Below are 25,090 nucleotides of genomic sequence, written 5' to 3'. Positions count from 1 at the left end.
CTTTGCGCACGCACTGTCATCTTCAAGGGGAGATCGCCAGAGCCAGACAAGGGAGCGACCCCTTCCAGCAAACCAGGACATTTTCAACCGGCGATACGTATGTACCGCACCCGCTGTTCGCCATGCTTCGACACTGACGGCTTTCAATCATTCCAGAGCCGTTTTCCATGCAGTCACCTTCCGCCACGCTGCAACGCCATACTGCCCAACAGAGCGAATACCGCGCAATAATCTCTGCCCTGCGCGCGGTGCTCAGCGCATCGACCTCACTGCAGACCTACTACCTCACACCCCAGACACATTCACGCCTGGGTGCAGCCCACGACCAGGCGCAAAGCCTTCTGCAAGCACTGTTCGATGACAGCGCCGAACCACAATTGGCGGCCTACCTGCAAACGTCCAGAGGATCATTGCTGCAAGTCGACGCCGCAGCCGGTCACTGCAGCTTTTCCTTCAATCGTCCCGATGGCAGCTGCGCCCGCTTCATCATCGAGGATGTCACCCGGGCCTCCAGCACAATTCAAGAATTTCAGCGAGCGTTGCTGAGTATAGGCGCACACCTGCGTTCCGACAGGCTGCTGCCGTTGTCACAACTGCTGCGTGAGTCCGGGTTCACATTTACGGATGCACAGGACGCCACGGCACTGGCCCGGCTGATCGGCAAGGTCGAAGAACAACGCGCCTGCCATCGACTGAATCTGCGACATCACCCGGCGCTGATGGGACTGATGAGCGACGATGACAAAGCCGCGATTCACGACCTGATTGGCGACTGGCTTACCGGCAAAACCCTGTCGGCCATCGACAGCCTGGCCAGCGAAGTAACGCCTGCCTTCACCCGCCAGCAACTGGAACAGCAGCCTGCCGCCTGTCTGGAACGCCTGCTCGACACGCCCAAGGCGCGTGACTTGGGCCAGCGCTTGCTGCAGAAACTGCAATGGTATGGCGCGCGGCCCGATGAACTGACCGTGCCCGATATCGGCCTGCGTTTACTGCTTGAGGCGTTGTGCCTGTGGTACGAACTGCCCGTCGAAGGCAGCTCGACCGAAGTGGCCGGTTTTGCGCTGGAACAACGCGCTTACTACGGCGCCAGCTACGCCGCCATACGCCGGGACTTTTTAAAGCACCTAGAGGATTCTCACCGAACCTCGACCCCGACCGAAAAACATCTGCTGGGATGGGTATGCCTGACGCAGTTCGGGCCGGATTTTCAAGTGCGCGACATTCCTGACGACCTGCCGTACGCCAGCTCGGTGGTCTGGGTCAATTTCGTGCATGGCGTGCACCTCGCCCATGCCCTCGATCCACAGTTGCTGGAATATCTGAGCTTTCAGCAACTGGTCGATCTGCCGCTGCACAAAAGCGAAAACGCCAGCACCGACCTGCAAACCCTGATCGCCATGACCCGAGTGGCTGCCGCACAGACCTGGACACTGGCCACCGGAGCCCAGGCCGCAGCGAACGAGACATCCGGCGATGACGCTGCCCTGCAAGCGCTGGAAGACCACAAGAAGCAAATGAACGCAGCGATCCTGCAACTGGACATCGAGCCGCCACAGCGACTCGCCCTGGCAAAACAGCAACTGGACAAGGCGCTGGCCAACGAGCTGTACGATCACACGACGATTCGCCTCAAACGCCACCATCCTTCAACACCCAACCGTAGCCGACGCAGCATTATCGACACCCCGGATGTGGTATTGCCGACCTGGCCGTTGCTGGAGGTCTATGCCGCCGGCGGGTTGAGCAGCGACACACGCTGGTACGTCAGCAACGATGGCCGCAGTGCCAGCGAATGGATCAGCCTCAACGCAGCAGGCAAACTGCAAAGCGGTTTTGTCGATACCGGACATCCAGGCCGACGCCTTTCACGGTTTCCGAGCAACTGCACCTTGCCCGAGATCAGGCCCTTGTTCGAGCAGCAGTTCGATGACTATCTGAGCGAGACCCGCGAAGCCTATGAATACCTGATCAAGTCGCTGCTGGTCACACTGCCGTGGCCCGACCGCCGGGCACTGGAGCACGGCGAAGTGCGGATTCACAGCCTCAGGGATCCGACACGGCATATCGAAGCTCACCTGGAGACAGCGGAAAACATCCTGCCGTACCGGGCTCGCATGGGCTTCGTGTTGCAGGCGATGTGTCAGGGCCCGCCACAATTCTACGAATGCCTGCCACGCGCCGGCATCATTCGCAAACGCGCGGATCTGAATGACACACATGTGGGCGGCCTGTTATTGCCACCCCTGCCGCCCAAACGTGGACGGACCAAGGGCCAGAGCATCAGCCGCATCGTCGCCCGCCGCCTGCCGTTCGATCGAAAAGCACACTGGGACGGTTCGACACCTGCCCCCGACGCCAAATGCGTCGCGATCCTCGAACCGCTGGGCGACTCCCTCCCGGTATCGATGATCCCGGCGGCCCATCACGACAGTTCGCCGAACCTGACCTTCACCTCGCCGCGCACGGCGCACATCGCCTCGTTCATCGCGACCCGGTTGTTCTATGCCGATGAGCAGGCGCTGCGCAGTGAGGCCTGGGGAAAAACCGGCTTTGAGCAAGACAACAGCAAAAAGCACTGGATTCATGCCCTCAAGGGCTTTGTCCCGTTCTGGGGCAGTCTCGAAGACCTGCAGTCGGACAGTCCGGGCAAACGCGCAATGGGCGTACTCGGCCTGCTCCTCGATATCGTCTCGTTCGCGATTCCCTTGGGCAAATTCGTCGCCGGCAGCATTCGCCTCGCGGCCGTGGCCGGGAAAATGGCGATTCGCGTCGCCCTGCCACGCATGGCGCAATTGTCGAAAAACCTGCTGGTTTCGAGCTTGAGAAACCTCAATCCGCTGGACGCTGCGCCTGCTTTGCTCAAGCTCGGCGGCCGAGGTGCGATCGGCGCAGTGCGGGCCGTGGCGCATCTGGAACACCGCGCGGTTGCACGTCTGAAAAGGCTGGCCGGCAGAAGCGCTGACTATGACCTGCTGCACAGTCTGCCCCAGGCACTGGATGCCGGGCGCTGGAAAGCGCTGAACCCTGCCGATCATCTGGCCGTGGTCAGAGGCATTGACGATGTGCCGGTGCGCAACGTCGGCGGCTCGCGGCATCACTTGCTCGATCCGCTGTCCGACCGCCCTTATGGGCCGCAGTTGCTCGCACACGAGCATGATTTTTCGCTGGGGCGTTCGCACTACCGCACCGTGAAAAAAACCGACGATCAGATCGATATCGAAGTAGCGCCGAACACCCGCGTCGAGCTTGTCCCCGAGGCTGGCGGACGCACCACGGTCTTGATCGATGATGTGCCCTATCGACTCGACGGCGATGAACTGCGCCGGGTCGAGCTGCTCGATGACAGTCAACACTGGACGCTGCTGCCGTGCCGGATCCGTCGCGCACCGGGCGCGGGCGACTGCCGCGTCAGCTACATCACCGCAGAACCCGCCCCGACGCCCGCCGTCGGCACGATCGACAAGGAAAAGGGTTACGCACCGTGGTTCGGCGAGCGGGTTTCGGAGCCGGCCATGCTGCCCCATCAAGACGGAATGTTCCTGGCGGTCGATGCCAGGCTTTATCAAATCATCGATAACCGCCCGAGGCTGTTCACCGGTGATCTGCGACTCCTTGGATTCCATCAAGGCAGGCTGGTACCAAGACAGCAGATTCAAGCCACGCTGCAGTTTCGCAAAGGCATTTATGCGCGGATAAAAACCGGCGGCAGCTATGACGGGATCAATGACTCACATCAGGTTGGTGCGGTGCTAATGCCGGCCATCGACGACTCGGCCTCCTACGTGTTCTTCCGAATCAACATCCAGGAGTACTACCTGGCCACCATCGCCAAGGGTAAAAAAGCGCCCGATCAATTGACCTTCAGGCGCCTGGCACCCGCCGAACTGGCCGACGGCACCCTCGGTGCTGAACTGCTGACCGTCTACACCGGCTCGCTACACGCCAACAACATTGTGCGCATCCATGGTCTGGAATCGGTGCAGCGCGCGATGCACACCATGGAACAGATCGCGATCCCCATCGGCACCACGGCCATTCCTGCAAACAATATGAAATGGCTGAAGGTCGACACCAGCCCGGGCGAAGCATTGATGTTCGATAATTCGACACGGATGATCGTCACCCGCCTGCCCGAAGGCGCCACCACCTGGACGCGCAGCAGCGAAGCGCCGGAGCTCTTCCGGCAGAAAACCGCAGAGATTTTCGACACGTTGTTTCTGTCACCGACGATCAACCCGGCCAACACCAACGCGCCACTGCGTATCAACCGTGCCATGCAGAAACTGCACAAACGGTTGCCCGCGCATCAGCAGTCACACAATCCGCGCAACATTGCCTATGCAGAAGTCACCACGACCAGCGGCAATCGGGAGGTGTACGTCAGTGTCTCCGGCGCTCAGGGCAGCACACAGTGCTTGCCGCTGTTTAGCCGCATCAACGCCGATCACGTGCGGATCGGCGACACCACTTACATCAACATCGACTACAACCCAGACTTCCCGCGCACCTCGCTGGAGGTCACCGAGCAAGGGCAACTGCTGGCCGTGCCGCTGACCATCAAGGAGCTGAAAACCTATCAGCCGACGCAGACCAGCCGGCCGACCTCGCTGGACAGCGAAAGCAAACTGATCAGCGTGCTGCGCGAGAAATATCCCGACCCGACAGAAATCCGCGCGGTCGACATCGCAACAACGATGCGCCCGTGCGAATCCTGTTCGGTGGTGATGAAGCAGTTCGGCCATGACGGCGGCGAGGCGGCGTTGCAGGTGCTGTGGGGCTGATTACAGGCGCTGCAGATGGCCGTAGAGTTTGGCGTAGAGGCCGCCATCGGCGATCAGTTGCTGGTGGTCGCCATCCTCGGCCACTTGCCCGCCATCGAACACCAGCACCCGATCCGCCTGCTTCACCGCCGACAGGCGATGGGCAATGATCAGCGTGGTGCGGCCATTGAGGAAGCGCGCCATGGCCTGATGCAGGTTGTATTCGGTGGCAGCGTCGAGGGCTGAAGTGGCTTCGTCGAGAATCACCACTTTCGGCTCGGCGAGGATCATCCGCGCAATTGCCAGACGCTGACGCTGACCACCGGACAGGCGCACGCCGGAACGTCCGACGATGCTGTCGAGTCCGTCCGGCAACGCCCGGATGGTCGTCTCCAACTGGGCGATTTCCAGCGCCTGCCAGCAGGCTTCGTCACTGCGGGTGCGGCCCATGGTCAAGTTGGCGCGGACGGTGTCGTTGAACAGCGCCGGATGCTGCAGCACCACCGCGACGTTTTCACGAATCAGCTCCAGACCGATTTCCTGCTGGGTCGAACCGCCGAAACGGATAGTCCCGGACAACGGCGTGTACAGCCCTAACAACAGTTGCACCAAAGTGCTTTTGCCGCCGCCGCTGGCGCCGACAATCGCGACTTTTTCACCGGGGGCGATGGACAGGTTCATCTGATCCACCACCAATTCATCGCCGTAACCGAAGCTCAGTCCCTGCACCTCGATACCCACGGTTTCCCGCCCCTTGAACGGATCGACGCCGCCCGGGTATTGCGGCTCGTCAGCCCGCGCCAGCAGTTCGTTGATCCGCGCCAGTGCGCCACCCGCCGCGTAGTAGGCGTATTGCAGATTGAGCAGTTGTTCGACCGGGCCGATCATGAACCACAGGTAGCTGAACACCGCGAGCATCTGGCCGATCGACAGGTCGGAGAACAGCACCGTGAGCATCGCCGCCGCGCGGAAAATATCGATGCCGAACTGGAACAGCAGACCGCTGGCACGGTTCGAGGCATCGGTCTTCCACTGCGAGTTGACCGCATAGTTACGCACTTCCTGCGCGCGCAAGCCGAGTCGCCCGAGGAAGAAACCCTGACGGTTGCCGGCGCGCACTTCCTGGATCGCATCGAGGGTTTCGCTCAAGGCTTGAGTGAAACGCGAGGTGCTGTCGTTCTCCAGTTTCTTCAGGTGCTTGACCCGCTTGCCCAGTTGCACCGTGGCGTAGATCACCAATGGATTGAACAGCAGGATCAGCAGCGCCAGCTTCCAGTGCATCCACATCAGGATGCTCGCGGTGCCGACCAGCGTCAGCATCGCCACCAGAAACCGGCTGAGGGTTTCGCCGACAAACTTGTCGAGGGTGTCGAGGTCAGTGACCAGATGCGTGGTCACGGTGCCGCTGCCGAGGCTTTCGTATTCGCCGAGGGAGATCCTTTTCAGGCGCTCGATCAGCCGCACGCGAATGCGGTAGACGATGTCTTTCGCCAACCGGGCGAACAGCCGCGCCTGCAACACGCCAAAACACAGGGCGCTGCAACGCAGAGTCAGGGTGACCACCAGCATCAGGCCGATGTAACCCGCCGCTTGTTGCCACATCGACGGCAACACGTGGTTCATGACTTTCAGCGCGGCATCGCCATGGCCGAGCAGGACTTCGTCCACCAGCAAGGGCAACAGCAACGGAATCGGCACGCTGCACAGCGTCGCCAGCACGGCCACGCCGTTGGCGATCCACAGAGACTTTTTGTGATGCAGTGCCAGACGCCGGACTTCTGCCCAGCTCAGCCGGTCGACACGCTTTACGGCTGGCGTGTCATCGGCCAGGTCAGGCACAGGCGGCGCGCTCTAGCCAGCGACCAAGCAGCGGCGAGAGTTCGCTGAGCGGTTGATAGCCGTTGGTCAACAGCGCCAGTTGGCCGTTGCGCTCGGCGAGCAGGGTCGGGAACCCGGCGATGCCCAGATCCTGCACCCAGCTGAAATCAGCCTGAGTCGCTTTGTGTTGGTCGGCATGATCGAACAGCGCGGCAAACTCGATACGCGGTACGCCGGCCTGCTCGGCCAGCTCGACCAACACACTGGCCTGGGTGACATCGCGGCCTTCAGCGTAAAACGCCTGCTGGATCAGGCCGACCAGCGTCCACGCGCAATCCGGCGCCAGGCTGCGCGCGGTGACGATTGCCCGACAGGCCGGCTCGGTGTCGTAGACAAAACCGTCGGGCAACGCCCCGTCGAACTTGAACGGCTGGCCGGTAGCCTCAGTGACCGCTTGCCAGTGCTCGAGGATGTAGCGCCGCGTAGTCGGTTCCAGCGCCGCACCGCTACCGGTGCGCAACCCGCCGACCACCAGGTGCAACTCCACCCCGGCTGCCTGCGCCTGCTCGACCAATGCCTTGGCAACCGGAGCGAACCCCCAGCACCAGGAACACATCGGATCCATCACATAGAGCAGGCGCGCAGTCATGATCAGGCCTCGGTGGATGCTTGTTTATAGTTGTAGCCGATCGGGTGCGGCATGTTGCGCGCCTTGGCCAGTTCGATCTGCTTCTGCCGATCGATGGCGCTGCGGCGGGTTTTCTCGCTCAGCTTGTCCCAGCAATGCGGGCAGCTGATGCCGGCCACGTAGTGCTCGGAGGCGCGATCTTCAACACTGACCGGTGTGCGGCAGGCATGACATTGATCGTAGTCGCCTTCGCTGAGGTCGTGACGCACGGTCACGCGGTTGTCGAACACGAAGCAGTCACCCTGCCACTTGGTTTCTTCCTGCGGCACCTCTTCGAGGTACTTCAGGATGCCGCCCTTGAGGTGGTAAACCTCTTCGAACCCCTCGCCCAGCATGTAACTGGAGGCTTTCTCGCAGCGAATGCCGCCGGTGCAGAACATCGCGACTTTCTTGTGCACGGCCGGGTCGAAGTGTTCTTTGATGTAGTCGGGGAATTCGCGAAAACTGGTGGTTTTCGGATCGATGGCGCCTTCGAAGGTGCCGATCGCCACTTCGTAGTCGTTGCGGGTGTCGATCAGCAGCACTTCCGGGTCGCTGATCAGCGCGTTCCAGTCCTGCGGCTCAACGTAGGTGCCGACCTTTTTGTTCGGGTCCACGCCTTCGACGCCAAGGGTGACGATCTCTTTCTTCAGCTTGACCTTGGTGCGGTAGAACGGCTGCTCGTCGCAGTACGACTCTTTGTGGTCGATGTCGATCATGCGCGGGTCGTTCTTCAGCCAGGCGAGCAGGCCGTCGATGCCTTCGCGAGTGCCGGAAACCGTACCGTTGATGCCTTCCTCGGCGATCAGCAAGGTGCCTTTGATACCGTTGTCGACCATCGCTTGCAGCAGGGGCTCGCGCAGGTCAACGTAATCTTCGAGGGTGACGAACTTATACAGTGCCGCCACGACAATCGGTTGTGTCATGGGTATTTCTCCAGGTGGCTACCCTCGCAAAGGGTGAACCGGATTCAAAAAAAACGCGCCGGGTGAGCGGCGCGTTGCGGATTCTAGCAAAAACACGGTGGATTTAGGATCTGTCAAAACTACTGTGGTGAGGGGATTTATCCCCGATCGGCTGCGCAGCAGTCGTAAATCCTGAGAATGCGGTTTAACGGTTGTAAATGGATTGAATGGTTTCAGGGCTACTTCGTAGCCCATCGGGGATAAATCCCCTCACCACAAAAGCCCCTGCCACAACTGCATCCAATATCAGTGTTTGCTACCGCCGGCACAGGTCGGCGACGCCGGGGCGGCGCCGACTTCTGCCCATTCCTGCGGGGTGTAGGTGTGCAGCGCCAACGCATGGAACTCGCCCATCAGCTCGCCAAGCGTGCCGTAGACTTTCTGGTGGCGCTTGACCCGGTTCAGGCCTTCGAACTGCGCGCTGACCACCACTGCCTTGAAGTGCGTCTGTAACCCGCGACTGTGCATGTGGCTTTCGTCCAGCACTTGCAGATGCTCAGGCTGCAGCAGGCCCAGCGTCGATTCGATGCGTTGTTGCATGGTCATCACGAACTCCGCTTACTTCTTCTTGGCCGGCGCAGCGCCTTTCGGTGCCAGCTCGTTGGTCATGTCGTCGAGCAACTTGTTGACGACAGGCACGGCGCTTTCCAGCTTGGCCTGGGTCATCTGGGCCGATTGCTGGGTCAGCTGCGGCATTTTCTCCAGGACTTTCTTGCCCAGTGGCGACTGGTAGAACGCGACCAGGTCTTTGAGCTCCGATTCGCTGAAGTTGCTGGTGTAGAGCTTGACCATGTCAGGCTTGAGCTTGTTCCAGCCGATGGCCTGGTCCAGGGCGGCGTTGGCCTTGGCCTGGTAGGTTTCCAGTACGGCTTTCTTGGATTCCGGGGCTTTGGTCTGTTCAAAACGCTGAGCGAACATTTGCTGCACTTGCATGTACACCGGAGTGCCCAGCTTGTCAGCGTGCGCCAGGGTCAGGAAAGCTTCAGCACTGGCGTTGTGGCTGGCGGTATCGGCAAGCACCTGGCCGCTGGCGCAAACCAGTGCAACCGCGGTGCAGATGGCACGAAGACGAGTCATCGAGTTTCCTTTTCAGCTAGGCGAGGTAAAACCCCAAGGGCGACCATTCTGCGCCTAAAAAACCTCGTGGCTCAACCCCCGAGCCTTGCCGCGCTTGATTGCCCGGGTTTTACCGGTCAACAATCGGTTCGAGGGAACCACCTGGGCCTGACCGGGCCTAAACTGCGCAAACAGACCAACAGGAGTGTGCACGATGAGCCGTATCGAAACCGACAGCCTGGGCCAGATCGAAGTCCCGGACGATTCCTACTGGGGTGCTCAGACGCAACGCTCGCTGATCAACTTCGCCATTGGTCAGGAACGCATGCCGCTGCCGGTACTGCACGCCCTGGCCCTGATCAAGAAAGCCGCCGCCCGGGTCAACGACCGCAACGGCGACCTGCCCGCCGACATCGCCCGCCTGATCGAACAAGCCGCCGACGAAGTCCTCGACGGCCAGCACGACGACCAGTTTCCGCTGGTGGTCTGGCAGACCGGCAGCGGTACCCAGAGCAACATGAACGTCAACGAAGTGATCGCCGGTCGCGCCAACGAACTGGCCGGCAACCCGCGCGGCGGCAAGACGCCGGTGCATCCCAACGATCACGTCAACCGCTCGCAAAGCTCCAACGACTGCTTCCCCACCGCCATGAGCATCGCCACCGCCAAAGCCGTGCAGGAGCAATTGCTGCCGGCGATCGCCGAGCTGTCCGGCGGCCTGGCCGAATTGGCCGCACGGCACATGAAACTGGTGAAGACCGGCCGCACGCACATGATGGACGCGACGCCGATCACCTTCGGTCAGGAGCTATCGGGGTTTATAGCGCAGCTGGATTACGCCGAACGGGCGATTCGCGCCGCACTGCCGGCGGTGTGTGAACTGGCGCAGGGCGGCACTGCCGTCGGCACCGGCCTGAATTCGCCGCACGGCTTTGGCGAAGCGATTGCCGCGGAACTCGCCGCGCTGTCCGGCCTGCCCTTCGTCACTGCGCCGAACAAGTTTGCCGCGCTGGCCGGGCATGAGCCGCTGACCAGTCTGTCCGGCGCCTTGAAGACCCTCGCCGTGGCGCTGATGAAAATCGCCAACGACCTGCGCCTGCTCGGCTCCGGCCCTCGCGCAGGCTTTGCCGAAGTCAAGCTGCCGGCGAACGAGCCGGGCAGTTCGATCATGCCCGGCAAGGTCAACCCGACCCAGTGCGAAGCGCTGTCGATGCTCGCCTGTCAAGTATTGGGCAACGACGTCACCATCGGCATTGCGGCGAGTCAGGGCCACCTGCAACTGAACGTGTACAAACCGGTGATCATTCACAACCTGCTGCAATCGATCCGCCTGCTCGCCGACGGTTGCAGCAACTTCCAGCAGCACTGCATTGCAGGCCTTGAGCCGGACGCGCAGGTCATGGCCCAGCACCTGGAACGCGGTCTGATGCTGGTGACCGCGCTGAATCCGCACATCGGTTACGACAAGTCGGCGGAAATCGCCAAGAAGGCTTACGGTGAGGGCCTGACCTTGCGCGAGGCGGCGCTGCAGCTGGGGTATCTGACCAGTGAAGAGTTCGATGCCTGGGTGCGGCCGGAGAACATGATTGAGGCTGGCGCCAAGGGCTGATTCCTGTAGCGCCTGACAGGCCGCCTTCGCGAGCAAGCCCGCTCCCACATTTTGATCGGTGTACGCCGTACCAATGTGGGAGCGGGCTTGCTCGCGAAAAACGATAACGCGGTCTAACTGGCTGCAATCCGCATCCGCCGCGCCTTCAACCCGGCAATCAACGACGGCCCCAACGCCACCAGCGCCGACCCCAGCACCACCAGCACCGCCCCGCCATAACCCAGCCCATTGATCTGCTCGGCATGCACATATTCCGGCCACACCCCGGCGGCAATCGCTACCGCGCCAAAGGTCACCAACGGCGTGATCGCCAGCGTCGCACTGACCCGCGAGGCCTCCCAGTGCGCCAGTGCTTCAGCAAAGGCACCGTAGGCAATCAGCGTGTTCATGCAGCACGCCAGCAACAGCCAACCCTGCACCGGGCTCAGTTCCAGTGCTTCGAGCGGATGCACCCACGGTGTCAGCAACAGCGCGCAGAACAGGTAGATCACCATCATCACCTGCAACGAATTCCACACCGTGAGCAATTGCTTCTGCCCCAGTGCGTAGAAGGTCCAGACTGTCGAGGCCAGCAGCACCAGCAACACGCCGGCGGTGTAGTCCGACAATGAGGTGAGCAGTTCAGCCAGACGCTGATTGAAGAACAGCACAAAGCCGATCAGCAGCACCGCCAGGCCAATGCCCTGACCGATGCTGAAGCGCTCCTTGAACACAAACAGGCTGGTGATCAGCAACATGATCGGCCCCATCTGCACCACCAACTGCGCGGTGCCGGGGCTGAGCAGGTTAAGGCCCATCAGGTACAGCACGTAGTTGCCCACCAGCCCGAGCACCGCCATCAGCACCAGCCAGCCACCCCGGGGGCCGAGCACCTGGCGGCTCGGCAGCCGTCGGGTGGCCGCCAGGTAGATGAACAGGCAGCCGCCCGACACCAACAGGCGAAACCAGGTCACGGTGATCGGGTCCATCACCAGCAGCACCTGTTTGAGTTTGATCGGCAGGATGCCCCACAAAAATGCCGTCAGCAGCGCCAGGAACAAACCGTAGACCCAGCGACCGGATGAAATGTGCATGCGAACCCCAATGCCTGCTGACGAGAGCGGTCATTCTAGGCCCGCCGACAGACGCAACACAGGGACAGTTCGGGCCAAGCCGCGAATGAAACTGTGCAGGTCGCAGCATTAAATTGACGCTTTGCCGTTGATCGGCTGACGAGGCACGTCAAGTGCTTCAGGCATAAGCTGATTGGATCCCTGTAACGGATCAATCAAGGAGCCCGATCATGTACGGAATGCGCGCCGATGACAGCGCCCCCGCCACGCACTTTCGCAGCGACCGTTTGTGCCGGGTCAATGGCGAACTGTTTTTCAGCACGCGGGAGAACACCCTTGAGGGGCCGTTCGATTCCCCGGATAAGGCTGAGCAGGAAATTCAGGCGTATATCGCGCGGATGCAGCTTCTGGATTCCAACCGGTAAATCCGGTCGATCTCTTCGCGAGCAGGCTCGCTCCCACAGGTGAATGCATTCCAATGTGGGAGCGAGCCTGCTCGCGAAAGCGGTAGATCAACCACCCCACCTTCCAGGGTTCAGCGCACCGCCTCAAACAACCCCGTCGCCCCCATCCCGCCCCCCACGCACATGGTCACGATGCCGTAACGCAGGTTACGCCGCTGCAACTCGCGCACCAGATGCCCGACCTGCCGCGACCCGGTCATGCCGAACGGGTGGCCGATGGAAATCGAGCCGCCGTTGACGTTGTATTTGTCGTTGTCGATTTCCAACCGGTCCCGGGCATACAGGCATTGCGAAGCAAACGCCTCGTTGAGTTCCCACAGATCGATATCCGCCACCTGCAAGCCTTTGGCCTTGAGCAGTTTCGGCACCGAGAACACCGGGCCGATGCCCATTTCGTCCGGCTCGCAACCGGCGACGGTGAAACCACGGAAAAACGCCTTCGGCTTGAGCCCCAGTTGCAGGGCTTTTTCCAGGCTCATCACCAGCGTCATCGAGGCGCCGTCAGACAGCTGCGACGAGTTGCCGGCCGTCACCGAACCGTCCTCGGCAAATACCGGTTTCAGTCCGGCGAGACTTTCGTAAGTGGTGTCCGGGCGATTGCAATCGTCGTGATCGACGATGCCATCGAGGATCTGCACCTCACCACTGTTCTTGTCCTCGACCCGGTACTTGACCGTCATCGGCACGATTTCATCATTGAACAGCCCCGCCGCCTGCGCCTGGGCAGTGCGCAACTGGCTTTGCAGCGCGTAACGATCCTGCGCCTCGCGGCTGACGTCGTAACGGCGCGCAACCACTTCGGCGGTCTGGCCCATGGTGTAGTAGATGCCCGGCACCTGCTGCTTGAGCAACGGGTTGATCAGGTGATCGGTGTTGACGCTTTTCAGGGTCAGACTGATTGATTCGACGCCGCCGGCAACAATGATGTCGCTGCAACCGGAGGCGATCTGGTTGGCGGCAATCGCGATCGCCTGCAACCCCGACGAGCAGAAACGGTTGAGGGTCATGCCGGCCACGCCGGTGCCCAGCCGCGACAGCACCGCCACGTTGCGGCCGATGTTGTAACCCTGCGCGCCCTCGTTGGATCCGGCGCCGACAATGCAGTCCTCGACGCTGGCCGGGTCGATGTCATTGCGCGACAGCAGCGCGTTGATGCAATGGGCCGCCATGTCGTCGGGACGGGTCTGGTTGAACTTGCCGCGAAAGGACTTGGCCAGGCCGGTCCGCACGCTGTCGACGATCACCACTACACGCATGGCATACCTCAATTGTTGTTGTCGGAGGAGAGTGAACCGAGCATAAGTCCACCTCACCGCCGACCGCGACAATCATTCACCCCGCGTATGCGGGTCCATCGGCTCAGTCCTTGTGTTTTTTCGCGCGTTTGTCGGACTTCGCGAAAGCTTCCTCAAGCGCTCGGTTAATCGTGCGCAAGACCTTGACCCGGGCCCAGCGTTTGTCATTGGCCTCGACCAGCGTCCACGGCGAAATCTCGGTGCTGGTGCGGTCGACCATGTCGCCCACGGCGGCGCGGTAGGCGTCCCACTTGTCGCGGTTGCGCCAGTCGTCCTCGGTGATCTTGAAGCGCTTGAATGGAATCTGCTCGCGGGCCTGGAAGCGCTCCATCTGCGTGTCCTTGTCGATCGCCAGCCAGAACTTGACGACGATGACCCCGGCGTCAGCGATCTGCTCTTCGAAATCGTTGATCTCGCTGTAAGCCCGCAGCCAGTCGGCCGGGCTGCAGAAGCCCTCGACCCGCTCCACCAGCACCCGGCCATACCAGGAGCGGTCGAACACGGTGAACTTGCCCCGCGCCGGCAAATGCCGCCAGAAGCGCCACAGATACGGCTGCGCGCGCTCCTCTTCAGTGGGCGCGGCAATCGGCACGATGCTGTACTGACGCGGATCGAGCGCCGCCGCCACCCGGCGAATCGCCCCGCCCTTGCCCGCCGCATCGTTGCCTTCGAACACCGCCACCAGTGCGTGGCGGCGCATGCGTTTATCGCGCATCAGCCCGGACAGCCGCGCCTGCTCGGTGATCAGTTGTTCTTCGTAGTCTTTCTTTTCCAGCCGCTGGTTCAGGTCGAGGCTGTCGAGCAGGTTGAGTTGATCGACCGCCGTGCCCAACGGCGCCGCGTTGACCTCTTCGGTATGCACCTCGGGGCGCTTGAGCGCATTCTGCAGGCCTTCGAGCAGGATCTTGCCGACCGCCAGACTGCGGTAATTGGCGTCCATGCCTTCGATGACATGCCACGGCGCATAGTCGCGGCTGGTGCGGCGCAGCACGCGCTCGCCGTATTTGACGAACTTGTCGTAGGTCTGCGATTGCTGCCAGTCCAGCGGGCTGATGCGCCAACTGTGCAGCGGGTCGTCGGCCAGCGCCTTGAGCCGCGCTTTCATCTGCTTCTTGGACAGGTGGAACCAGAACTTGAAGATCAGCGCGCCTTCATCGCAGAGCATTTTTTCCAGACGCTCGGCGGCGTTGATCGCCTGGTCCAGGCGTGGATCCTTGAACAGCCCGTGAACCCGCCCTTGAAGCATCTGGCTGTACCAGTTGCCGAAGAACACGCCCATCCGCCCCTTGGCCGGGAGCATCCGCCAGTAACGCCACGCCGGTGGCCGCGCCAGCTCTTCATCGGTCTGCTGATCGAAGGTGCGCACCTCGATCAGGCGCGGGTCCATCCACTCGTTGAGCAACTTGACGGTCTCGCCCTTGCCCGCGCCTTCGATGCCATTGATCAGAATGATCACCGGAAAACGCTTCTGCTGCTGCAACTCGAACTGCGCTTCCAGCAGTGCTTCACGCAAGGCAGGTACAGCCGCGTCGTAAGTCTCTTTGTCGATGGCATGGCCGATTTCGGCGGATTCAAACATGGGGACGGCTCCTTCCAGGATTCAGCAAGACTAGCGGATTGGGCATGGCGATGGAGGAGAAATTCCCCCACAAAGTTGAGTTGAATGAATGAAAACCTGTGGCGAGGGAGCTTGCTCCCGCTCGGCTGCGCAGCAGTCGCAAGATCTGCAACCACCATCCTCCAGATAAATTGTGGTCGCAGGTTTTGGGGCTGCTGCGCACCCCGGCGGGAGCAAGCTCCCTCGCCACAAAAGCCGGTGATGATCCTGCATTCGACACAAGGGTCACTTGCCATGGATCAAGCACCCTCCGCCCGATCAGCTAGAATGGCCGCCTTGTCGTTGCCGAGCCTGCCATGAAACCTGTATTGCCCCACGCCCAACTCGACTGGGATGACCACGGACGCCCACGTTCGCGGGTGTTCGATGATGTGTATTTTTCCGACCAGTCGGGGCTGGATGAAACCCGTTACGTGTTCCTCGAACAGAACCGTCTGGCCGAGCGCTTTGCCGCGCTGCCGGCGCACGGGCGGCTGGTGATCGGCGAAACCGGCTTCGGCACCGGGCTGAATTTCCTTTGCGCCTGGCAGTTGTTCGAACAGCACGCGGTGGCCGGTGCGCGGCTGCATTTCGTCAGCGTCGAAAAATACCCGTTGAGCCCGGCCGATCTGCAACGGGCGCTGGCCTTGTGGCCGCAGCTCAAGCCACTGGCCGATCAACTGCTGACGCAGTACGTGGCGATCCATCAGGGCTTTCAGCGGATCATTCTCGGCAATGGCCGCGTGACGCTGACGCTGCTGATCGGCGATGCGCTGGAGCAACTGCCGCAACTCGATGCGCAGATTGATGCGTGGTTTCTCGACGGTTTCGCCCCGGCGAAAAACCCCGACATGTGGACCGCTGAACTGTTCGTCGAATTGGCTCGACTGGCCGCGCCGGGCTCGACCATCAGCACCTTTACCAGCACCGGCTGGGTGCGGCGCCTGCTCAACGCTGCCGGCTTCAAGATGAAACGCACGCCGGGCATCGGCCACAAGTGGGAAATCCTGCGCGGCGAGTTTCTCGGCTGGCCGCAGGACGTCGCGCCACCACTGCCGGACAAACCGTGGTTCGCTCGCCCTGCCCCGCTGACCGGCGAGCGTCGGGCGCTGGTGATCGGCGCCGGGCTGGCCGGTTGTGCGACCGCTGCCAGCCTCGCCGCGCGCGGCTGGCAAGTCAGTCTGCTGGAGCGTCACGAGGCCGTGGCACAGGAAGCGTCGGGCAATCCGCAGGGCGTGCTGTACCTGAAGTTGTCGGCCCACGGCACCGCGTTGTCGCAACTGATTGTCAGCGGCTTCGGCTACACCCGCCGTCTGCTGGAAACCCTGCAACGCGGCACCGACTGGAACGATTGCGGCGTGCTGCAACTGGCGTTCAATGCCAAAGAAGCCGAGCGTCAGGCGCAACTGGCCGCGGCATTCCCGGAAGATCTGGTGCACTGGCTTGATCAGCCGCAAGCCGAAATCCAAGCCGGGATTGCGCTGGCACACGGCGGGCTGTTCTACCCCGAAGGGGGCTGGGTGCATCCACCCGCGCTGTGCCAGGCGCAAGCCGCGCAAGCAAACATCGAACTGCTCAAGCATCACGATGCGCTGGAACTGCGCAAGGTCGAAGGTCAGTGGCAAGCCCTCGACGGCGAGCGCGTGCTCGCCAGCGCGCCGGTGGTGATATTGGCCGGCGCGGCGGAGATCAAACGCTTTGCGCAAAGTGCCGAGTTGCCGCTCAAGCGCATTCGCGGGCAGATCACGCGCCTGCCGCAAACCACCGAGAGCCAGACACTGCGCACCGTGGTCTGCGCCGAAGGTTATGTCGCGCCGGCACGCTTGGGCGAACACACGCTGGGTGCGAGTTTCGACTTCAACAGCGACGACCTGACCCCGACCACCGCCGAACACCTGGGCAATCTGGCGATGCTCGAAGAGATCTCCAGCGATCTGGTGGCGCGCCTGCACATCAATCAACTGCCCCCGGAAACACTGGAGGGACGCGCCGCATTCCGCTGCACCAGTCCCGACTATCTGCCGATCGTCGGCCCCCTCGCCGACCGCACAGCCTTCGCTCAGGCCTACGCCGCGTTGAGCAAGGACGCGCGACAAGTGCCGGACATCGCCTGCCCGTGGCTCGATGGCCTGTACGTCAACAGTGGCCACGGTTCACGCGGGCTGATCACCGCGCCGCTGTCTGGCGAACTGCTCGCGGCGTGGCTGGACAACGAGCCGCTGCCACTGCCCCGAAGCGTCGCCGAGGCCTGCCATCCCAATCGTTTTGCACTGCGCACGTTGATTCGCGGCAAATGAAAAATCGCGACTGGCCGCTGGTCAGTCGCACCCTCTTATAACTCATCGTTCTAAAACTCCCACATCTGCAGCGGGTCAGTTTCTGAGTACCGGCCATTTTGGCCTGACTTGAATCACCCCTCCCCAACGGAAAAACCGGTAAGGACTTTATGTGCGGATTAGCTGGCGAGTTACGTTTTGATCATCAACCTGCAGACCTTGCAGCGGTAGAGCGAATCACCCATCACCTGGCCCCTCGCGGCCCCGACGCGTGGGGCTTCCATGCCCAAGGGCCGATTGCCCTGGGCCATCGTCGCCTGAAAATCATGGACCTGTCGGACGGCTCGGCGCAGCCGATGATCGACAGCCAGCTCGGTTTGTCCCTGGCCTTCAACGGCGCGATCTACAACTTCCCGGAACTGCGCGCCGAACTTGAAGCGCTGGGCTACGCCTTCTATTCCGGTGGCGACACCGAAGTGCTGCTCAAGGGCTACCACGCCTGGGGCGAAGCGCTGCTGCCCAAGCTCAACGGCATGTTCGCGTTCGCCATCTGGGAGCGTGATGCCCAGCGCCTGTTCATCGCTCGCGACCGTCTCGGCGTGAAGCCTTTGTACCTGTCGCGCACCGGCCAGCGTTTGCGCTTTGCCTCGGCCCTGCCGGCGCTGCTCAAGGGCGGCGACATAAACCCGATCCTCGATCCGGTGGCGCTCAATCACTACCTGAATTTCCATGCGGTGGTGCCGGCTCCACGCACCTTGCTCGCGGGCATCGAAAAGCTGCCGCCAGCGACCTGGATGCGCGTCGAAGCCGATGGCCGCACCGAGCAGAAAACCTGGTGGACCCTGCCCTACGGCCCACACGACGACGAGAAAAATCTGACCCTCGAAGACTGGCGCGACCGTGTACTCGACAGCACCCGCGAGGCCGTGGCAATCCGTCAACGCGCAGCGGTGGATGTCGGCGTGCTGCTTTCCGGCGGTGTCGATTCGAGCATGCTCGTCGGCCTGCTGCGAGAAGTCGGGGTGGAGAACCTGTCGACCTTTTCCATCGGTTTTCAGGATGCCGGCGGCGAGCGTGGCGATGAATTCCAGTATTCCGATCTGATCGCCAAGCACTACGGCACTCAACATCATCAATTGCGCATCGACGAAAAAGAGATCATCGAGCAACTGCCCGCTGCGTTCCGTGCGATGAGCGAGCCGATGGTCAGCCACGACTGCATCGCCTTCTACCTGCTGTCGCGCGAAGTGGCCAAGCACTGCAAAGTGGTGCAAAGCGGCCAGGGCGCCGACGAACTGTTCGCCGGTTATCACTGGTACCCGCAAGTCGACGGTGCGGCGGATCCATACGCAGCCTATCGCGCGGCGTTCTTCGACCGCAGCTACGACGACTACGCCGCCACCGTGCAACCGAAATGGTTGACCGCGAATGACGCGGCCGGCGACTTCGTGAAAGAACACTTCGCCCAACCCGGCGCCGATGCCGCAGTCGATAAAGCCTTGCGTCTGGACAGCACGGTGATGCTGGTGGACGACCCGGTCAAACGTGTCGACAACATGACCATGGCCTGGGGCCTGGAAGCGCGCACGCCGTTTCTCGACTATCGCCTGGTGGAACTCTCGGCGCGGATTCCCGGCCAGTTCAAGCTACCGGACGGCGGCAAACAGGTACTCAAAGAAGCTGCACGTCTGGTGATTCCAAGCGAAGTGATCGACCGCAAGAAAGGCTATTTCCCGGTGCCGGGCCTCAAGCACTTGCAAGGCGACACCCTGAACTGGGTGCGTGAACTGCTGCTGGATCCGAGCCAGGATCGTGGCCTGTTCAACCCGGCCATGCTCGACAAATTGCTGACTGATCCGCAAGGCCAACTGACGCCATTGCGCGGCTCGAAACTGTGGCAACTGGCGGCCCTGAACCTGTGGCTCAGTGAACAAGGAATCTGATTGATGAAACCTCACGCCACAGCGATCAATCAGCGCCTGATACGCGGTCAGACACCGTCGTATGAACGCTTGCAGGCGCGTCTGGCCGAAGACGGCAGCGAACTCGGCGCCGACCCCATCGCCGTGCATTGCGGTTGGGGCCGGCTGCTGATCGGCCACACTTTCCCTGACCCGGCGACGCTGGCGCAGGAACTGCTCAACGAACAGCCCGGCGAGCGCGATATCGCTCTGTACGTTGCCGCACCGCAACAGATTCTCGGTCTGGAACCGACGCAGCTGTTTCTCGACCCATCCGATACTCTGCGCCTGTGGTTCAGCGATTACCGCCAGGCCACCCGCGTGTTTCGCGGCTTCCGCATTCGTCGGGCGCAAAGCGAAGCGGACTGGCAAGCGATCAATCTGCTGTATCAGGCACGCGGCATGTTGCCGATCGATGCGACACGGCTGACCCCGCATCATCAGGGCGGTCCGGTGTACTGGCTGGCCGAAGATGAAGATAGCGGCGCGGTGATCGGCAGCGTCATGGGCCTCAATCATCAGAAAGCCTTCAACGATCCGGAACACGGCAGCAGCCTGTGGTGCCTGGCAGTGGATCCGCAGTGCTCGCGGCCCGGTGTCGGTGAAGTGCTGGTGCGGCATTTGATCGAGCACTTCATGAGTCGTGGTCTGAGTTATCTGGATCTGTCGGTGCTGCATGACAACCGTCAGGCCAAAAATCTTTACGCCAAGCTCGGTTTTCGCAACCTCTCGACCTTCGCCATCAAACGCAAGAACGGTATCAATCAGACGCTGTTCCTCGGGCCCGGGCCGGAAGCCAACTTCAACCCTTATGCGCGGATCATCGTCGAGGAAGCGCACCGGCGCGGCATCGATGTGCAAGTGGACGATGCCGAAGCCGGGCTGTTCACCCTCAGCCATGGCGGGCGCCGGGTACGTTGCCGCGAATCGTTGAGCGACCTGACCAGCGCGATCAGCATGAGTCTGTGCCAAGACAAGAGCCTGACCCACAAAGTGTTGAAAGGCGCCGGACTGAAGCTGCCTTCGCAGCAACTGGCGGGCAACGCCGACGACAACCTGGCGTTTCTTGACGAGCATCAGCGTGTGGTGGTCAAACCGCTCGACGGTGAACAAGGCCAGGGCGTGGCGGTGGATCTACAGAGCATCGAAGAGGTGCAGCAGGCCATCGAAGCTGCCAAGCGTTTCGACAGCCGCGTACTGCTGGAAAGCTTCCACGAAGGCCTCGACCTGCGGATTCTGGTGATCGGTTTTGAAGTGGTGGCGGCAGCGATTCGTCGTCCCGCCGAGGTGGTCGGTGACGGCCATCATTCGATCGGTGCATTGATCGAGGCGCAGAGCCGGCGTCGGCAAGCCGCTACCAGTGGCGAGAGCAAGATCCCGCTGGATCACGAAACCCAACGCACCCTGCACGCGGCCGGGTATGACTACAGCAGCATCCTGCCGGCGGGCGAGCACCTGTTCGTCCGTCGCACGGCCAATCTGCACACCGGTGGCACGCTGGAAGATGTCACCGCAATCCTGCACCCGACCCTGGTCGATGCCGCCGTCCGCGCAGCGCGGGCGCTGGATATTCCGATGGTTGGCCTCGACTTGATGGTGCCGGCGGCGGATCAGTCCGAGTACGTGTTTATCGAAGCCAATGAACGCGCCGGCCTGGCCAATCACGAGCCGCAGCCGACGGCAGAGCGATTTGTCGATCTGTTGTTTCCGCACAGTCAGCCGGCTGTTTCTTGATCATGTAGCGCCTGAACCGGCCCCATCGCTGGCAAGCCAGCTCCCACAGGTTTATCGGTGTACCCAATCACTGTGGGAGCTGGCTTGCCAGCGATGAGGCCCTGACAGGCAACACAAATTCCCTCATCGAAACCATCGATGCGCCTCAACTCATCAGGAGTTTCCATGACCACTCAAATCCCTGAACCGGATCTGAACTACCTGCAAAAAGTCCTGCTGGAAATGCTCGCCATTCCCAGCCCTACCGGGTTCACCGACACCATCGTGCGCTACGTCGCCGAGCGTCTGGAAGAACTTGGCATCCCTTTCGAAATGACCCGTCGCGGCACCATTCGCGCCACCCTCAAGGGCAAGAAAAACAGCCCCGACCGCGCCGTCTCCGCGCACCTCGACACCATCGGCGCCGCCGTGCGTGCAGTGAAAGACAACGGCCGTCTGACCCTGGCCCCGGTCGGTTGCTGGTCGAGCCGGTTTGCCGAGGGCAGCAGGGTCAGCCTGTTCACCGACAATGGCGTGATACGCGGCAGCGTGTTGCCGCTGATGGCCTCCGGGCACGCGTTTAACACTGCCGTAGACGAGATGCCGATCAGCTGGGATCACGTCGAGCTGCGTCTGGATGCCTACTGCGCGACCAAGGCCGATTGCGACTCGCTGGGCATCAGCGTCGGCGACGTGGTGGCGTTCGACCCGCTGCCGGAGTTCACCGACAGCGGTCACATCAGTGCCCGACACCTCGACGACAAGGCCGGGGTTGCGGCGTTGCTCGCTGCGCTCAAAGCCATCGTCGAGAGCGGTCAGGAATTGATGATCGACTGTCACCCGCTGTTCACCATCACCGAGGAAACCGGCAGCGGTGCGGCGGCAGCCTTGCCGTGGGATGTCAGCGAGTTCGTCGGCATCGACATCGCGCCGGTCGCGCCGGGCCAGCACTCCAGCGAACACGCGGTGAGCGTGGCAATGCAGGATTCCGGCGGGCCTTACGACTATCACCTGTCGCGGCATTTGCTGCGTCTGGCCGGGGAAAACGAACTGCCGGTACGGCGCGACCTGTTCCGCTATTACTTCAGCGACGCGCATTCGGCGGTGACTGCCGGGCACGATATCCGCACCGCCCTGCTGGCCTTCGGCTGTGATGCGACCCATGGTTATGAACGTACGCACATCGACAGTCTGGCGGCGCTCAGTCGTTTGCTCGGGGCGTACATTCTGAGTCCGCCGGTATTTGCCAGCGATGCGGCGCCGGCCAATGCTTCGCTGGATCGCTTCAGTCACCAGATCGAACATGAGACACAGATGGAGAGCGATACGCGAGTGCCGTCGGTGGACAGTCTGGTAGGGCAGCGTTCCGACAGTTGAATCCTTGTTATCTGAACTATGGCTATCGCGAGCAGGCTCACTCCTACAGTTGGAACGCATTTCCTTGTAGGAGTGAGCCTGCTCGCGATGAGGCCGGTACAAACCACACAAAACTGGCAGCCAACCCTCAATCGCCGTAGCATCCCGCCATTGATTTAGCCGAGGTGCCCATGCTGATTCCCTACGACGCTCTTGAAGTCGACACCCTCACCCGCCTGATCGAGGACTTCGTCACCCGCGACGGCACCGACAACGGTGATGACACACCGCTGGAAACCCGCGTGCTGCGCGTGCGCCAGGCGCTGACCAAAGGCCAGGCGCTGATCGTCTTCGACCCGGAAAGCGAGCAATGCCAGTTGATGCTCAAACACGATGTGCCCAAGCATCTGTTCGACTAGCGGACCTTTTCGGTGACCTGTTTGCGCTGGATCCGCTGATAGACTTCAGAACGGTGCACATTGACCTTCTGCGGCGCCTCGACACCGAAGCGCACACTGGAGCCGTTGACTGACAACACGCGCACGGATATGTCGTCACCGATGGAAATCAACTCGCCCACTACACGGCTGAGTACAAGCATGGAATTTATCCTTCAGGGTTAGCCAGCCCTGAAGATGCGCGGTGGACGCCCGCTCGACAATGCACGCAGAGCAATTCAGTCTTGCCCTACACCCACAAGCGCCGCGCCCGTCAGACGTTTCCTGCAAATCGCTAAACAGTCTCGCCTCAAGCCGCGGAAAATCGCGGCCCGAACAGAATCACGCTCGCGCCGATCACGCACAGCGCCACGCCGATCCAGTCCGAACCCAAAGGGCGAACGCGCTCGACCACCGCCAGCCAGCCGATCGACGCGACGATGTAGATCCCGCCATAGGCGGCATAGGCGCGCCCGGCATAAGCCGCTTCGACGCGGGTCAACAACAGCGCGAACAGGGTCAGGCTGAGCAGCGCCGGGATCACCCACAAGGCACTTTTGCCCTGACGCAGCCACATGAAAAAGGCGAAACAACCGGCGATTTCAAACAGCGCCGCGAGGAAGAACCACAGGTAATTGAGCATTGATGCGTCTCGACAGGGTGACCATTGCGGCCACCCTAACGACGCAACATCCTCGGGGCAAGTTCAGCCGTTGGTTTGTCTGGCCTTGGCGCGCATTTTATCGGCCATGGTGGTCATTTCGTTGTAGATCAGTTGCGGGTTCTTCTGTTTGATCGCCCAGGCCATGCGCCCCTGCTCGTGCGGCAGGATCATGAACTCGCCGGCCGCCACTTGCTGATAGATATAGTCAGCAATGTCGGCAGCCGTGATCGGCGAACTTTCCAGCAACTTGCCGACCTGGGCTTTCATGGCCGGCGTCGGGCCACGGAAGGAGTCGAGCAAGTTGGTCTGGAAGAACGACGGGCAGACCACATGCACGCTGACTTCCTGCTGCGCCAGTTCGATCAGCAAACTTTCCGACAGCGCCACTACACCGGCCTTGGCCACGTTGTAGTTGCTCATCGCCGGGCCCTGCATCAGTGCAGCCATCGAAGCGATGTTGATGATCTTGCCTTTGCTCTGTTCGAGCAGCGGCAGGAACGCCTTGCAGCCCTTGACCACCCCCATCAGGTTGATCGCGATCTGCCAGTCCCAATCCTCCAGCGACAGTTCGCTGAAGAATCCGCCGGACGCCACACCGGCGTTGTTGACGATCACATCGATGCCGCCCAGCTTCACTTCGCAAGCCTGGGCAAACGCGGTGAGCTGGCTGTAATCACGCACATCGCAACGTTGGGTGAAACCATCGCCACCGGCCTCGCGCACCCGCTTCAGGGTTTCCTGCAGGCCAGGTTCGCTGACGTCGGACAAGGCCAGCTGCCAGCCTTCACGCGCCCAGCGCAGCGCGATTTCGCGACCCAAACCTGAGCCCGCACCCGTGATCATCATGCGATTTTGCATAGCAGACAGCCTTGTTGTTCCGTAGGAGATGCACGGAGTGTAGCGAAGGAACACTGGCCACCCACGCTCCATCAGATTGCTGAATACAGGATCAAAAGATCGCAGCCTTCGGCAGCTCCTGCATCAGTTCCCTATAGGAGCTGCCGAAGGCTGCGATCTTTTGATCTCGCGCTTTAAAGGAAATAAACGAGTAATCCAAATACATTAAAAAAACATTGAATTTTCTTTCATTCGCACCAGTCGGAATTTGTAAGCCGTCTGGAATTAGTTAGCCTCCAGTCGCCCTTGAACACCAAGTCTTCTCGAACGCTATAAACAAGGAAATCGACATGGGCACAATTCTTATCATCATCCTGATCCTGTTGCTGATCGGTGGTCTGCCGGTCTTCCCGCACTCCAGAAGTTGGGGTTATGGTCCTTCGGGCATTATCGGCGTGGTGTTGGTGGTGCTGTTGGTCTTGCTGTTACTTGGCAGGATATAAAACCCCAAGACAAAAAAAAGAGGCCCTCAGGGGCCTCTTTTTTATGCAGCGGTTTTA

General features: G+C 61.3%; 20 protein-coding genes. 9 read left to right on the top strand and 11 right to left on the bottom strand.

All coding sequences use genetic code 11. The features are described 5' to 3' along the window. Positions 1-167: 167 nt before the first annotated feature. The gene (locus ACM6I7_RS25135; protein ID WP_414889465.1) at positions 168-4,784 is read left to right on the top strand and encodes a deaminase domain-containing protein; all 4,617 of its coding nucleotides are present in this window, start codon (positions 168-170) and stop codon (positions 4,782-4,784) included. On the opposite strand, the gene ACM6I7_RS25130 is transcribed toward ACM6I7_RS25135, so the two are convergent. The 5 genes from ACM6I7_RS25130 to ACM6I7_RS25110 all read right to left on the bottom strand — a co-directional run bounded on the left by ACM6I7_RS25130 (position 4,785) and on the right by ACM6I7_RS25110 (position 9,290). Further along, positions 4,785-6,602, bottom strand: a complete 1,818-nt coding sequence (locus ACM6I7_RS25130) for an ABC transporter ATP-binding protein (RefSeq protein ID WP_097088393.1) — start codon at positions 6,600-6,602, stop codon at positions 4,785-4,787. Next, complete coding sequence (locus ACM6I7_RS25125; protein WP_171061881.1) at positions 6,595-7,197, bottom strand: DsbA family protein; 603 nt, start codon at positions 7,195-7,197, stop codon at positions 6,595-6,597. The genes ACM6I7_RS25130 and ACM6I7_RS25125 overlap by 8 nt, the downstream gene beginning before the upstream one ends. A gap of 35 nt (positions 7,198-7,232) precedes the next feature. Continuing rightward, positions 7,233-8,174, bottom strand: coding sequence for a rhodanese-related sulfurtransferase (locus ACM6I7_RS25120; RefSeq protein ID WP_096794914.1), 942 nt, complete (start codon positions 8,172-8,174; stop codon positions 7,233-7,235). A 285-nt stretch (positions 8,175-8,459) separates the two neighbouring features. Then, entirely contained in the window at positions 8,460-8,759 is a 300-nt protein-coding gene (locus tag ACM6I7_RS25115; RefSeq protein ID WP_003226935.1) for a BolA family protein, read from the bottom strand. Between the two features lie 12 nt (positions 8,760-8,771). Next, positions 8,772-9,290, bottom strand: a complete 519-nt coding sequence (locus ACM6I7_RS25110) for a DUF2059 domain-containing protein (RefSeq protein ID WP_003226938.1) — start codon at positions 9,288-9,290, stop codon at positions 8,772-8,774. Positions 9,291-9,483: 193 nt separating this feature from the next. On the opposite strand from ACM6I7_RS25110, the gene ACM6I7_RS25105 reads away from it, so the two are divergent. Then, entirely contained in the window at positions 9,484-10,878 is a 1,395-nt protein-coding gene (locus tag ACM6I7_RS25105) for a class II fumarate hydratase (protein ID WP_414889464.1), read from the top strand. Positions 10,879-10,991: 113 nt separating this feature from the next. Here the strand turns inward: ACM6I7_RS25105 and ACM6I7_RS25100 are convergent, their stop codons facing one another. Beyond that, the gene (locus ACM6I7_RS25100) at positions 10,992-11,951 is read right to left on the bottom strand and encodes a DMT family transporter (RefSeq protein ID WP_183785961.1); all 960 of its coding nucleotides are present in this window, start codon (positions 11,949-11,951) and stop codon (positions 10,992-10,994) included. Positions 11,952-12,160: 209 nt separating this feature from the next. Here ACM6I7_RS25100 and ACM6I7_RS25095 point away from each other — a divergent pair, with 209 nt between their 5' ends. Beyond that, positions 12,161-12,355, top strand: coding sequence for a DUF6316 family protein (locus ACM6I7_RS25095; protein ID WP_115989173.1), 195 nt, complete (start codon positions 12,161-12,163; stop codon positions 12,353-12,355). Between the two features lie 110 nt (positions 12,356-12,465). Here the strand turns inward: ACM6I7_RS25095 and ACM6I7_RS25090 are convergent, their stop codons facing one another. Both ACM6I7_RS25090 and pap read right to left on the bottom strand, forming a co-directional pair. Then, the gene (locus ACM6I7_RS25090) at positions 12,466-13,650 is read right to left on the bottom strand and encodes a thiolase family protein (protein WP_414889463.1); all 1,185 of its coding nucleotides are present in this window, start codon (positions 13,648-13,650) and stop codon (positions 12,466-12,468) included. Between the two features lie 103 nt (positions 13,651-13,753). Then, positions 13,754-15,268, bottom strand: coding sequence for a polyphosphate:AMP phosphotransferase (gene pap / locus ACM6I7_RS25085; protein WP_139054910.1), 1,515 nt, complete (start codon positions 15,266-15,268; stop codon positions 13,754-13,756). Between the two features lie 335 nt (positions 15,269-15,603). Between pap and mnmC the strand changes: the two genes are divergently transcribed. From mnmC to ACM6I7_RS25060, 5 genes are all read left to right on the top strand, one after another. Then, the gene (mnmC, locus tag ACM6I7_RS25080; RefSeq protein ID WP_414889462.1) at positions 15,604-17,583 is read left to right on the top strand and encodes a bifunctional tRNA (5-methylaminomethyl-2-thiouridine)(34)-methyltransferase MnmD/FAD-dependent 5-carboxymethylaminomethyl-2-thiouridine(34) oxidoreductase MnmC; all 1,980 of its coding nucleotides are present in this window, start codon (positions 15,604-15,606) and stop codon (positions 17,581-17,583) included. A 149-nt stretch (positions 17,584-17,732) separates the two neighbouring features. Next, entirely contained in the window at positions 17,733-19,505 is a 1,773-nt protein-coding gene (locus ACM6I7_RS25075; protein ID WP_047598738.1) for an N-acetylglutaminylglutamine amidotransferase, read from the top strand. 3 nt (positions 19,506-19,508) lie between these two features. Next, positions 19,509-21,257 (top strand): N-acetylglutaminylglutamine synthetase, encoded by a 1,749-nt coding sequence (ngg, locus tag ACM6I7_RS25070; RefSeq protein ID WP_027612399.1) that lies wholly within the window; start codon positions 19,509-19,511, stop codon positions 21,255-21,257. A gap of 165 nt (positions 21,258-21,422) precedes the next feature. After that, complete coding sequence (locus tag ACM6I7_RS25065; protein WP_027612398.1) at positions 21,423-22,613, top strand: osmoprotectant NAGGN system M42 family peptidase; 1,191 nt, start codon at positions 21,423-21,425, stop codon at positions 22,611-22,613. 170 nt (positions 22,614-22,783) lie between these two features. Continuing rightward, on the top strand, positions 22,784-23,011 hold the full coding sequence (locus ACM6I7_RS25060) for a YheU family protein (protein ID WP_003192759.1): 228 nt from the start codon (positions 22,784-22,786) through the stop codon (positions 23,009-23,011). On the opposite strand, the gene csrA is transcribed toward ACM6I7_RS25060, so the two are convergent. From csrA to ACM6I7_RS25045, 3 genes are all read right to left on the bottom strand, one after another. Then, a complete protein-coding gene (csrA, locus tag ACM6I7_RS25055; RefSeq protein ID WP_027612397.1) occupies positions 23,008-23,193 on the bottom strand; it encodes a carbon storage regulator CsrA in 186 nt (61 codons plus the stop codon). The two genes, ACM6I7_RS25060 and csrA, sit on opposite strands and share 4 nt — an antisense overlap. 146 nt (positions 23,194-23,339) lie before the next feature. Next, the gene (locus ACM6I7_RS25050; RefSeq protein WP_003226957.1) at positions 23,340-23,672 is read right to left on the bottom strand and encodes a YnfA family protein; all 333 of its coding nucleotides are present in this window, start codon (positions 23,670-23,672) and stop codon (positions 23,340-23,342) included. A gap of 63 nt (positions 23,673-23,735) precedes the next feature. Further along, positions 23,736-24,551, bottom strand: coding sequence for an SDR family oxidoreductase (locus ACM6I7_RS25045; protein WP_097088415.1), 816 nt, complete (start codon positions 24,549-24,551; stop codon positions 23,736-23,738). Positions 24,552-24,874: 323 nt separating this feature from the next. On the opposite strand from ACM6I7_RS25045, the gene ACM6I7_RS25040 reads away from it, so the two are divergent. Next, the gene (locus ACM6I7_RS25040) at positions 24,875-25,033 is read left to right on the top strand and encodes a DUF3309 family protein (RefSeq protein WP_169432680.1); all 159 of its coding nucleotides are present in this window, start codon (positions 24,875-24,877) and stop codon (positions 25,031-25,033) included. The last annotated feature ends 57 nt before the right edge of the window (positions 25,034-25,090 follow it).

Source organism: Pseudomonas sp. IT-93MI4 (assembly GCF_949767635.1).
In the GTDB taxonomy this organism is placed as follows: domain Bacteria; phylum Pseudomonadota; class Gammaproteobacteria; order Pseudomonadales; family Pseudomonadaceae; genus Aquipseudomonas; species Aquipseudomonas putida_A.
Note: the sequence above shows the minus strand (reverse complement) of the source record. Positions and strands in the feature narration are given on the sequence as shown.